The sequence below is a fragment of the Streptococcus sp. GMD4S genome, assembly GCF_000296955.1.
In genome coordinates, this window is sequence record NZ_AJRE01000060.1 from 1 (window position 1) to 11380 (window position 11380).

The 11380-nt window shown below is 41.2% G+C and carries 11 protein-coding genes, 1 pseudogene and 1 other annotated feature; of the genes and pseudogenes, 10 read left to right on the plus strand and 2 right to left on the minus strand.

Annotated elements, in window-relative coordinates:
- From GMD4S_RS05685 to GMD4S_RS05725, 9 genes are all read left to right on the plus strand, one after another.
- A partial coding sequence (locus GMD4S_RS05685; RefSeq protein ID WP_000696152.1) for an ABC transporter ATP-binding protein occupies positions 1–734 on the plus strand: 734 nt, incomplete at its 5' end.
- 1 nt (position 735) lies between these two features.
- Complete coding sequence (locus tag GMD4S_RS05690) at positions 736–2484, plus strand: ABC transporter ATP-binding protein (protein WP_000828807.1); 1749 nt, start codon at positions 736–738, stop codon at positions 2482–2484.
- A gap of 100 nt (positions 2485–2584) precedes the next feature.
- Complete coding sequence (locus GMD4S_RS05695) at positions 2585–3844, plus strand: TRZ/ATZ family protein (protein ID WP_000870139.1); 1260 nt, start codon at positions 2585–2587, stop codon at positions 3842–3844.
- A 61-nt stretch (positions 3845–3905) separates the two neighbouring features.
- Positions 3906–4041, plus strand: a sequence feature (ribosomal protein L10 leader region).
- 38 nt (positions 4042–4079) lie between these two features.
- The gene (rplJ, locus tag GMD4S_RS05700) at positions 4080–4580 is read left to right on the plus strand and encodes a 50S ribosomal protein L10 (protein WP_001287275.1); all 501 of its coding nucleotides are present in this window, start codon (positions 4080–4082) and stop codon (positions 4578–4580) included.
- A gap of 74 nt (positions 4581–4654) precedes the next feature.
- Positions 4655–5023 (plus strand): 50S ribosomal protein L7/L12, encoded by a 369-nt coding sequence (rplL, locus tag GMD4S_RS05705; RefSeq protein ID WP_001196964.1) that lies wholly within the window; start codon positions 4655–4657, stop codon positions 5021–5023.
- A gap of 228 nt (positions 5024–5251) precedes the next feature.
- Positions 5252–6154: a DUF2268 domain-containing protein gene (locus tag GMD4S_RS05710; protein WP_001166696.1), complete on the plus strand. Its 903-nt coding sequence runs from the start codon at positions 5252–5254 to the stop codon at positions 6152–6154.
- A gap of 62 nt (positions 6155–6216) precedes the next feature.
- Positions 6217–6585 carry an EXLDI protein gene (locus GMD4S_RS05715; protein ID WP_009013639.1) on the plus strand — a complete coding sequence of 123 codons (369 nt, stop codon included), beginning with the start codon at positions 6217–6219 and terminating at the stop codon, positions 6583–6585.
- A gap of 212 nt (positions 6586–6797) precedes the next feature.
- Complete coding sequence (locus GMD4S_RS05720) at positions 6798–7802, plus strand: NADP-dependent oxidoreductase (RefSeq protein ID WP_000261421.1); 1005 nt, start codon at positions 6798–6800, stop codon at positions 7800–7802.
- 16 nt (positions 7803–7818) lie between these two features.
- Entirely contained in the window at positions 7819–8463 is a 645-nt protein-coding gene (locus GMD4S_RS05725; protein WP_000444592.1) for a TetR/AcrR family transcriptional regulator, read from the plus strand.
- A gap of 206 nt (positions 8464–8669) precedes the next feature.
- On the opposite strand, the gene GMD4S_RS05730 is transcribed toward GMD4S_RS05725, so the two are convergent.
- Together GMD4S_RS05730 and gdhA are read right to left on the minus strand one after the other, a co-directional pair.
- Positions 8670–9155, minus strand: a complete 486-nt coding sequence (locus GMD4S_RS05730) for a GNAT family N-acetyltransferase (RefSeq protein ID WP_001053557.1) — start codon at positions 9153–9155, stop codon at positions 8670–8672.
- Positions 9156–9186: 31 nt separating this feature from the next.
- Positions 9187–10533: an NADP-specific glutamate dehydrogenase gene (gene gdhA / locus GMD4S_RS05735; protein WP_000199514.1), complete on the minus strand. Its 1347-nt coding sequence runs from the start codon at positions 10531–10533 to the stop codon at positions 9187–9189.
- A gap of 205 nt (positions 10534–10738) precedes the next feature.
- On the opposite strand from gdhA, the pseudogene GMD4S_RS05740 reads away from it, so the two are divergent.
- Positions 10739–11305, plus strand: a pseudogene (locus tag GMD4S_RS05740) (dihydroorotate oxidase); the annotation flags it as partial.
- Between the last annotated feature and the right edge of the window lie 75 nt (positions 11306–11380).

An 11380-nucleotide genomic window follows, 5' to 3' on the forward strand; every position in this document is an offset into this window, starting at 1 on the left:
TTTTGCAAGTCAAAGAATTAACCTTTACCTATCCTGATGCGGCCCAGCCTTCTCTGAGAAACATTTCCTTTGATATGAATCAAGGGCAGATCCTTGGTATCATCGGGGGAACTGGTTCAGGTAAATCAAGCTTGGTGCAAGTCTTACTTGGTCTTTATCCAGCAGACAAGGGGAGCATTGACCTTTATCGAGATGGATGTAGTCCTCGTAATCTTGAGCAGTGGCGGTCTTGGATTGCCTATGTACCTCAAAAAGTCGAACTTTTTAAAGGAACTATTCGTTCCAACTTGACTCTAGGTTTCAATCGAGAAGTGTCTGACCAAGAACTTTGGCAGGCCTTGGAAATTGCGCAAGCTAAGGATTTTGTCAGTGAAAAGGAAGGACTTTTGGATGCCCTAGTTGAGGCAGGAGGACGAAATTTCTCAGGTGGACAAAAACAAAGGCTATCTATTGCCCGAGCAGTCTTGCGACAAGCTCCATTTCTCATCCTAGATGATGCGACCTCGGCCCTGGACACCATCACTGAGTCCAAGCTCTTGAAAGCTATCCGAGAGAATTTACCTAACACGAGCTTAATCTTGATTTCTCAACGAACGTCTACACTTCAGATGGCTGACCAGATTCTCCTCTTGGAAAAAGGTGAGTTACTAGCTGTTGGCAAGCACGAGGAATTAATGAAGACTAGCCAAGTCTATCGCGAAATCAATGCATCCCAACATGGAAAGGAGGACTAGCATGAAACGACAAACCGCAAACCAGACGCTCAAACGTTTGGCCATAGATTTAGCAAACCATCCTTTCCTCCTTTTCCTTGCCTTTCTAGGAACTATTGCCCAAGTTGCTTTATCGATCTACCTACCTATCTTGATTGGGCAGGTCATTGACCAGGTCCTCGTAACTGGTTCTTCACCAGTTTTTTGGCAGATTTTCATCCAGATGATCTTGGTGATCATAGGAAATACACTGGTACAATGGGCCAATCCTCTTCTTTATAATCGTCTAATCTTCTCTTATACCAGAGACTTGCGGGAGCGAATCATTCATAAGCTCCATCGGTTACCGATTGCTTTTGTGGATCGGCAGGGCAGTGGAGAGATGGTTAGTCGTGTGACCACAGACATAGAACAGCTGGCAGCCGGCTTAACCATGATTTTCAATCAATTTTTCATTGGTGTTTTGATGATTTTGGTTAGTATTCTAGCCATGCTCCAAATTCATCTCCTCATGGCCCTCTTGGTCTTGCTGTTGACGCCCCTGTCCATGGTGATTTCACGCTTTATTGCCAAGAGATCTTATCACCTCTTCCAGAAGCAAACGGAGACGAGAGGAATTCAGACTCAGTTGATTGAAGAGTCTCTTAGCCAGCAAACTATTATCCAGTCCTTCAATGCTCAAACAGAGTTTATCCAAAGACTGCATGTGGCTAATGCCAACTATGCAGGCTATTCTCAGTCAGCCATCTTTTATTCATCAACGGTTAATCCTTCAACTCGCTTTGTCAACGCACTCATTTATGCTCTTCTTGCTGGAGTAGGAGCTTATCGAATCATGATGGGGTCCACCTTGACCATCGGACGTTTAGTGACTTTTTTGAATTACGTCCAACAGTACACCAAGCCCTTTAATGATATTTCTTCTGTTTTAGCTGAGTTGCAAAGTGCTTTAGCTTGTGCAGAGCGTGTCTATGCTGTCTTAGAAAGTCCTGAGGTTGTTGAAACAGGTAAGGAAATCTTGACCAGTGACCAAGTTAAGGGAGCCATTTCCTTTAAGCATGTTTCTTTTGGATACAATCCTGAAAGGATCTTGATTAAGGATTTGTCTATCGATATCCCAGCTGGTAGCAAGGTAGCCATCGTTGGTCCGACAGGTGCTGGTAAGTCAACTCTTATCAATCTCCTCATGCGTTTTTATCCTATTAACTCGGGAGATATCTTGTTAGATGGGCAATCCATTTATGATTATACCCGAGCGTCATTGAGACAGCAGTTTGGGATGGTACTCCAAGAAACCTGGCTCAAGCAAGGGACCATTCATGACAATATTGCCTTTGGAAATCCTGATGCCAGTAGGGAGCAGGTGATTGCTGCCGCAAAAGCAGCCAACGCAGACTTTTTCATCCAACAGTTGCCACAGGGATACAATACCAAGTTGGAAAATGCAGGAGAATCTCTCTCTGTCGGTCAGGCTCAGCTTTTAACCATTGCCCGTGTCTTTCTAGCTATTCCCAAGATTCTCATCTTAGACGAGGCGACTTCCTCCATCGATACGCGGACAGAAGTGCTGGTACAGGATGCCTTTGCCAAACTCATGAAAGAGCGAACAAGCTTTATCATCGCCCACCGCCTGTCAACCATTCAGGATGCGGATCTGATTCTAGTCTTGGTGGATGGTGACATCGTGGAGCATGGTAACCATCAGGATCTCATGGCTAGAAAGGGCAAGTATTACCAAATGCAAAAGGCTGCGGCTTTTAGCTCTGAATAATCCTTTCTATTTTGAAATCTTATGGATAAAAAGAGTTGCCTTCGGGTGACTTTTTTGTTACAATAGCTAGAAAAAATTAGGGTCTTAGAAGGAGAAAACAATGAAAGTCTATCATCATCTAAATATCGTGACTTGTGACCAAGATTTCCATGTTTATTTGGATGGTATCTTAGCCGTTAAGGACTCTCAAATCATCTATGTCGGTCAAGAGAAACAAGAAATTTTAAATCAAGCCGAGCAGATTATAGACTATCAGGGAGCCTGGATTATGCCTGGTTTGATCAATTGCCATACCCATTCAGCTATGACAGGATTGAGAGGGATCCGAGATGACAGCAATCTCCATGAATGGCTCAATGACTATATCTGGCCAGCAGAAGCAGACTTCACTCCTGACATGACTACAATAGCAGTCAAGCAGGCTCTGACAGAGATGCTCCAGTCAGGAACAACAAGCTTCAACGATATGTATAATCCCAATGGTGTGGCGATTGAGCAAATTTATCAGGCAGTCAAAGCTTCCAAGATGCGTGGTTATTTCTCACCGACCCTCTTTTCTTCAGAGGCAGAATCAACTGCTGAGACTATGAGCAGAACACGAGCCATCATAGAGGAAATCTTAGGATATGAAAACCCAAATTTCAAGGTTATGGTGGCTCCACATTCTCCCTACAGTTGTAGTAGAGACCTTCTGGAAGCAAGCTTAGATATGGCAAAAGAGCTGGACATTCCTATCCATATCCATGTGGCGGAGACCAAGGAGGAATCAGGAATTATCCTGAAACGATACGGCAAACGCCCCCTCGCATTTCTAGAAGAACTAGGTTACTTAGATCATCCGTCTGTCTTTGCTCACGGGGTCGAATTAAACGAGAGAGAAATTGAACGTTTGGCAACCTCTCAAGTGGCCATCGCTCACAATCCTATTAGTAACCTCAAACTGGCCTCAGGGATCGCTCCAATCATCCAACTGCAAAAAGCAGGAGTAGCAGTCGGAATTGCGACTGACTCAGTTGCTTCCAATAACAATCTAGATATGTTTGAGGAAGGACGGACCGCAGCCCTTCTTCAGAAAATGAAGAGTGGAGATGCCAGCCAATTCCCTATCGAGACAGCCCTTAAGGCACTGACAATCGAAGGGGCTAAGGTTCTAGGAATGGAAAATCAGATAGGAAGCCTAGAAGTTGGCAAACAGGCAGATTTTCTGGTCATTCAACCACAAGGAAAAATCCATCTTCAACCTCAGGAAAATATGCTCTCTCACCTGGTTTATGCTGTCAAATCCAGTGATGTTGACGATGTTTATATCGCTGGAGAACAGGTGGTTAAGCAAGGCAAAGTTTTGACAGTAGAGATTTAAAAAATTTTAAAAAAAGTTTGCAAAAATCTTGCATTCTTTTTTTGTCTATGCTATACTTATATACGGTTTGAAAAAACTGCCTAAGACAGTAGGGGAGCTCGACTCATAAAGATCCTACCGAGGACAAAACGTATCATGTAAAAAGAAGCGTATTGTACTTTCGTGTCTAGGTTTGGGCGCGTTTTTCTTTTGGAAAAATTCCCCAAGCAAAATAATTACGGAGGTGAACACACTAATGAGTGAAGCAATTATTGCTAAAAAAGCGGAACTAGTTGACGTAGTGGCTGAAAAAATGAAAGCTGCTGCATCTATCGTCGTTGTAGACGCTCGTGGTTTGACAGTTGAGCAAGATACAGTTCTTCGTCGTGAGCTTCGTGGAAGCGAAGTTGAGTATAAAGTCATTAAAAACTCAATCTTGCGTCGTGCAGCTGAAAAAGCTGGTCTTGAAGATCTTGCATCAGTATTTGTTGGACCATCTGCAGTAGCATTTTCTAACGAAGATGTTATCGCACCAGCGAAAATCTTGAACGATTTTGCTAAAAACGCTGAAGCACTTGAAATCAAAGGTGGTGCAATCGAAGGCGCTGTCGCATCTAAAGAAGAAATCGTTGCTCTTGCAACTCTTCCAAACCGCGAAGGACTTCTTTCTATGCTCCTTTCTGTACTTCAAGCGCCAGTGCGCAACGTTGCTCTTGCAGTCAAAGCGGTTGCAGAAAACAAAGAAGACGCAGCTTAATCTTAAGCTACGCAGCGTAGCCTAGCTACGGAAAAACTATTATAAAATTAAAAACTTATTTGGAGGAAATAACAATGGCATTGAACATTGAAAACATTATTGCTGAAATTAAAGAAGCTTCAATCCTTGAATTGAACGACCTTGTAAAAGCTATCGAAGAAGAATTTGGTGTAACTGCAGCTGCTCCTGTAGCTGTTGCTGCAGCTGGTGCTGCTGACGCTGGTGCTGCTAAAGATTCATTTGACGTTGAGTTGACAGCTGCTGGTGACAAAAAAGTTGGCGTTATCAAAGTTGTACGTGAAATCACAGGTCTTGGACTTAAAGAAGCTAAAGAACTTGTTGATGGTGCACCAGGTGTCATCAAAGAAGGCGTTCCAACTGCAGAAGCTGAAGAAATCAAAGCTAAATTGGAAGAAGCTGGAGCTTCAGTTACTCTTAAATAATAGAGCAACTACATTAGTAGCTTAAAAACATGATTAAACCGCTATTCTTAGGAGTAGCGGTTTTTTCTGTTTAGAATGGTAAATCTACCTCTAAATTATAGTCTGATACGAAAGTTCTAGGGTGCTTTTTCTAACAGTTACTAGAATCTTGATAGAAATTCAATTTTCTTCTTGACTCTGACCTTAGGTAAGGGATTATACTAATAATAGATAAGAAAGGAGATTACTATGCAAATCAATATGATTCGTTCAGATGAAGTTTACCAAGAGATGCTCGAGCTTCCTTTGGAAAAGAGAGAGGGCTGTTTTCGAGCTAAAATATTAGCACCTTTTGCTACGAAATACCAAACTCAACATATTCCTCTGAAAGCCAAGTATCCCGGAGGATTTGATGCTTTGTTCCTACTTGGTTTTATGAATCAGCTACCCGGAACTCTGTCAGAGAAGGATAGACCAGCTATCGACGCTCTGAGCTCTGATCAACTCTGGCAAGACTGCCAGAATACCATCAAGAGGAGTATTGGTCTTTTTGAGCAGGCTGGCTATGACTTAGAGGTTGAGGATTACCATTTTACTATTTTATTGGGCAACCCTGAAAAGCCCATGTTACAGCTCAATAAGGGTTATAGTGGAGATGGTGGAATTCCAGGCTACCTCATGCTTAGTCTGCTACCAAATGACTATACTTTACCCCGTGTGCAGGCGGCGTTAGCCCATGAGTGCAATCACAATGTCCGCTTTCAATTTGTCAAATGGAACCAGCAGACGACACTAGCAGACTGGGTAGTCAGTGAAGGATTGGCAGAGTTTTTTGCTGCTGAGCTCTATGGCAAAGATCTCATTGGGCCTTGGGTTACTTCAACCAGTCCAGAGCAGTTAGAAGAGATTAAGCCCATCATCTCAAGTCAGCTTCAGCTAACGGGGATGGCGGAAATGGCACCATATCTCTACGGTGATGAAATAGCTAAGATACAGGGTCAGATACCAGTTGGAATGCCTTATGCTGCGGGCTATGCTTATGGCTATCATCTGATACAAGCCTATCTGAAAATGACTGGCAAAACTATTATTGAAGCAACTGTGACACCAACGGAACAGATTTTAGAGGCGACTAAAGATTTTTGGAAATGACACTTTTGCTTGAAAATCTGCCAGAGTCTGATATAATGAAAGTAATTTTTGGAGGTGACTATATGCACTATAAAAGAGTTGAATTAAAAGTTACAAATCAAGGTATCCATGAGCGCAAGATCTTTCAAGGTGTTAAGATTTTCAGTCGTAGCAAGTTGTCCAAAGATCAGAAAAGTATTCTAACACAGAAGCTTTACCTGACACCGAAGCAAAACATTGTTTACTATCAACGGAAAGATATCAACTATGACCAGAACTGGCATCATAATAAGGACTATTATGAGCTAGCTTATGGCCAGTTGGACAGAGAGACGGTTTTTAAGGTTTGCCAAGATTTTGACGACCTGACTCCTTTTATAGAGGATGAGCTGCTGGAGAAGCTAAAAGAAAAGCGGTCAGCAGGCAAATTTTTTGAAAAATTAGATATATAAAAATCCGACTGCTTTCATAAGCAGTCGGATTTCTCTAATTTATAGTTTGATAATTTTTCATAAGGGAAAATAGATCTATTTTTATCATGAACAGCTAACTTAGTTAGAAATTGTAGAAACAGTATAGTTGAAATCTATGAAGAATAAGTGTATAATCAAAAAAATGATTGAGTGCTCACTCAATTTTGTAGATGTGTAAAGGAGTTCATACAATGGTTGTTCAAGCAATACAATATAGTCGTTTCGGTGATGAAGAAGTGTTAGATTTAGTGAACATTAAATCTGATTCTTTGAAACTGAATCAAGTGAGGGTAGAAGTTCATGCAGTTGGTTTAAATCCTATTGATTATAAGACTTTTGAAGGTGCAAAGCCACTCCGATTTCTATCTTTTATGACAAAACTCAGGAAGCCAAGTCGTTGGTTTGAGTCAAAATCATCTCTTTTTCCAAGAGGTGTTGGTCGGGATTTTGCTGGAGTTATCACAGAAGTTGGTGAAGGAGTAAATCGGTTTGCAGTAGGGGATAAGGTTTTTGGAACAATGATCAGTGACCCTGGATTGGGTACCAAGAGGGGAGCTTTGGCAACAGAAGTTTGTGTCAATGAATCAGAAATTGTGTTGAAACCAGAGATGATTGATATGAACCATGCAGCTACTATGGGTGTAGCCTCTCTAACAGTGGGAGGTGCTTTTAGAAAGATTGATCTAAACTCTAAAGATGTTGTAGTTATTTCAGCAGCAGCAGGTGGTATTGGAAGTATCGCAGTACAGTATGCAGTTGCTAAAGGTGCGACAGTTATTGGAATTGCAAGTAAGAAAAATTCAGATTATCTAAAGTCCTTAGGTGCCATACCAGTAGCTTACGAAGGAAACATCCAGAATGCTCTTCTATCAGCAAGTCCAACGCCGATTACAAAGTTCTTGGATTGCTATGGAAGTGATTATGTTAAATTGGCTTTCAGTTTGGGATTGAAGGGCACTGCTATTGGAACGTTAGTACCTTCACCATATGTTATGATAAGAGGTGCTCAGTTCACGGGTCCGAGACATTCCACATATGATGATTTTAGAGTTCTAGCGGAAATGGTCTCAGATGGGAAGGTTCGGCTGAATATTGATCAGGTTTATGATTTTTCTCTAAAGTCTGTTAGAGAGGCATATCGTAGTCTGAAGTCGGGACACACTCGAGGTAAGAAGGTTATAAAAGTAAGAGAGTAGCAGAGAGGTGCCAGCAATGGAAAGTTTAGAACAAAAGTATGCTCAGACATTAGAAAATAGCAACTTGAGTTTAAAACAACGTCAAGTATTATTATCAAGTCTAAAGCTATTTTCAGAAATTGGCTTTGAAAATACAACAGCCAGCCTTATTGCTAAGGAGGCTGGAGTTTCAGAAGGGACCGTTTTTAGTTACTTTAAGACCAAGGAAGGCATCTTAGAGGCTATTCTGTCAACTTTTCTCGAACAGGTTATTCCAGATGTAATTGCTGATTTTTCTGAGAAGAAATTTACAGCAAGCCAAGAGAGTTTTCCAGTGTTTTTGAGAAGCATTGTTCGAGATAGACTAGTTTTCATTCAGGAGAATCAAATGCAAGTTAAAATTCTCTTGAGTCGTTCTTTTATTGATGAAACTACTTCTGACCAGTTAGGGAATGTTATTGTTCACTCTATCATTAAGTCAATTAGTCCAGTTCTGAATCAGTTTAAAGAGAATGGTGTTATCCGAGATTGGTCAAACGAAAGAATTGTTCGCTATATTTTAGCCTTGAGTCTTTCTTATGCTCTTCCAATGATGTTGAATGATAATGAGGACCTAGACATAGATGAAGCAGTAAATGAAATAGTTGAATGTCTGTCTTTTGCCTTAGTAGAAGTAAAATAAATCTTGATTTTAAGCTTACTATTTTAAATAGTGAGCTTTTTTGAAGCCAACATAAAAATCCCCAATCATAATGATTGAGGATTAAGCAAATGAATCTTAAACAATACCTTAACTATCATAGCCTTGGCTACATTGTTAAAAGTTGTTTTAACTGTGTGGAGGATCTTGATCCTGATGTCTTCGAGTCGATCATAGTATACTGCCATCTATTCATCTGACAAGAGAGATTTTATCATCCAGATATTCATAGCTGGGTGGCCGGCGGCGTTAGAAAGTGGTTGTTTTAGTGCTGTAAAATCATAGTGTTGATAGATGGTCACAGCCGTAGCCAGTTCAGTAGTAGTTTCTAGATAAAGCTGTTCATAACCTGCTAGGCGGGCTTCCTGGAATATGCGCTTTATCAACCTACTGGAATAACCTTTGCCACGACTGTTTTTAGTGACATACAGTTTTTGTAATTCAGCAATCTTATCAGACACAGGTGCAAAGCCACCACAGCCAACCAGCTGATCTTCATCTTCCAGAATAAAGTAAGCTGCTCTCTCTTGCTGTTGATAATAGTCGGCCAAATGATCTAGATGAGAATCAAAGTAGACAGTTCCTGGTTTGTCAAGCCCGAATTCTTCAAGGCTAGCTCGAATGAGTTGTGCTACAGCTGGATTGTCTTTTACTTCCATTGGCCGTAAGTTCATCATTAGTCCTCCGATAGGATGTATCGACTAGTTAAACAATACCTTGTGCAATCATAGCGTTTGCTACATTTTCAAAGGCAGCAATGTTAGCTCCTGCAAGGTAATCAGTACCAAGACCGTACGTTTCAGCGGTTGTTTTAGCTGTATTAAAGATATTGGTCATGATATCTTTGAGACGGCCGTCAACTTCTTCACGTGTCCATGAAAGGCGAAGGCTATTTTGGCTCATTTCAAGGGCTGAAACGGCTACACCACCAGCATTAGCAGCTTTGGCAGGTCCGTAAAGGATTCCGTTTTCTTTGTAGACTTTAATCGCGTCAAGGTCACTAGGCATGTTAGCACCTTCTGAAACGCAGATAACTTCTTGAGCAACCAAACGTTTAGCTGCGTCACCATTGATTTCGTTTTGAGTCGCACATGGAAGAGCGATGTCGTAGTTACCAGCGTAAGTCCATACAGAACCTTCATGGTAAGTAGCAGTTGCTTTCTCAGCTGCATACTCAGTCAAACGAGCACGGCGTTTTTCTTTAACATCAACCAAAAGATCGAAGTCAATACCATTTTCATCGATGACATAACCGTTTGAGTCAGATACAGAGATAACAGTCGCACCAAGTTCAGTCGCTTTTTGAAGAGCATATTGAGCTACGTTACCAGAACCTGAAATTACCACTTTCTTACCAGCAAAACTGTTACCATTAGCTTTGAGCATTTCTTCAGTGTAGTAAACCAAACCATAACCAGTTGCTTCTGGACGAATCAAGCTACCACCAAATCCAAGAGGTTTACCAGTCAAGACACCCGCATCAAATTGGTTAAGACGTTTGTACTGTCCGTAAAGGTAACCAATTTCACGTCCACCTACACCGATATCACCAGCAGGTACGTCAAGAGATGGTCCGATGTATTTTTGTAATTCTGTCATAAAGCTTTGGCAGAAGCGCATCACTTCAGCATCAGTCTTCCCTTTAGGATCGAAGTCTGATCCACCTTTACCTCCACCGATTGGAAGTCCAGTCAAAACGTTTTTAAAGATTTGTTCGAAGCCGAGGAATTTCAAAATCCCTTGGTTTACAGTTGGGTGGAAACGAAGTCCGCCTTTATATGGTCCAACAGCTGAGTTGAATTGAACACGGTAACCACGGTTCACTTGGACTTTTCCATCGCGGTCAACCCAAGGAACTCGGAAAGAAATTACGCGCTCAGGCTCAGTGATACGTGCCAAGATGTTTTCTTCGATATACTCGGGATGTTTTTCAAATACAGGTTCCAAAGTGCTGAAGAATTCTTCAACCGCCTGGAGAAATTCAGCCTCATGCCCGTTACGAGCTTTCACAGTTGCAAACACGCTTTGGATATAGTCTTTAGCAGATGTCATATCGTTCTCCTTTTTGTTGTTATATTTTATTACATGAGCCATTATAGCAGAATTTTTTTTGAGTGTAAAGAAAAAAACAGAAATTTTCTAAAAATTCTTTCAATTTACAAAACCGAACGTTTTATATAGAAATTAGTTTCTCAAAGAGAAAATCTTAAAGTATGGTATAATATTAGAAATAAAAGGAATCTGGAGGATCAGAATCATGGTATCAACGAAAACACAAATAGCTGGCTTTGAGTTTGACAATTGCTTGATGAATGCAGCGGGTGTGGCTTGTATGACGATAGAAGAGCTTGAAGGGGTCAAAAACTCAGCGGCGGGTACTTTTGTTACGAAGACTGCGACCTTGGACTTTCGTCAGGGCAATCCTGAGCCACGCTACCAGGATGTTCCACTTGGTTCTATCAACTCCATGGGCTTACCAAATAATGGCTTAGACTACTATCTGGACTATCTTTTGGACTTGCAGGAAAAAGAGCCAAACCGAACTTTCTTCCTATCTTTAGTTGGCATGTCTCCAGAAGAAACACATGCCATCTTGAAAAAAGTTCAAGAGAGTGAATTCAAAGGACTGACAGAGCTTAATCTCTCTTGTCCAAACGTTCCAGGAAAACCTCAGATTGCCTATGATTTTGAAACAACAGACCGTATCTTGTCAGAGGTATTTGCCTACTTTACCAAACCTCTTGGAATCAAGTTGCCACCATATTTTGATATTGTCCACTTTGACCAAGCGGCAGCTATTTTTAACAAGTATCCATCTTATTTCTAGCACTTGGAGCCCCTTGTTTTTTCTGAATGACGATGGTTAAATCTCCTCCGTCTTTCAAGAAATCTCTGCTCT

Coding starts and splice junctions, on each gene's coding strand:
- gdhA (WP_000199514.1), bottom strand. CDS start 10,533: ATGACATCTGCTAAAGACTATATCCAAAGCGTGTTTGCAACTGTGAAA.
- GMD4S_RS05690 (WP_000828807.1), top strand. CDS start 736: ATGAAACGACAAACCGCAAACCAGACGCTCAAACGTTTGGCCATAGAT.
- rplJ (WP_001287275.1), top strand. CDS start 4,080: ATGAGTGAAGCAATTATTGCTAAAAAAGCGGAACTAGTTGACGTAGTG.
- GMD4S_RS05710 (WP_001166696.1), top strand. CDS start 5,252: ATGCAAATCAATATGATTCGTTCAGATGAAGTTTACCAAGAGATGCTC.
- rplL (WP_001196964.1), top strand. CDS start 4,655: ATGGCATTGAACATTGAAAACATTATTGCTGAAATTAAAGAAGCTTCA.
- GMD4S_RS05730 (WP_001053557.1), bottom strand. CDS start 9,155: ATGAACTTACGGCCAATGGAAGTAAAAGACAATCCAGCTGTAGCACAA.
- GMD4S_RS05695 (WP_000870139.1), top strand. CDS start 2,585: ATGAAAGTCTATCATCATCTAAATATCGTGACTTGTGACCAAGATTTC.
- GMD4S_RS05720 (WP_000261421.1), top strand. CDS start 6,798: ATGGTTGTTCAAGCAATACAATATAGTCGTTTCGGTGATGAAGAAGTG.
- GMD4S_RS05725 (WP_000444592.1), top strand. CDS start 7,819: ATGGAAAGTTTAGAACAAAAGTATGCTCAGACATTAGAAAATAGCAAC.
- GMD4S_RS05715 (WP_009013639.1), top strand. CDS start 6,217: ATGCACTATAAAAGAGTTGAATTAAAAGTTACAAATCAAGGTATCCAT.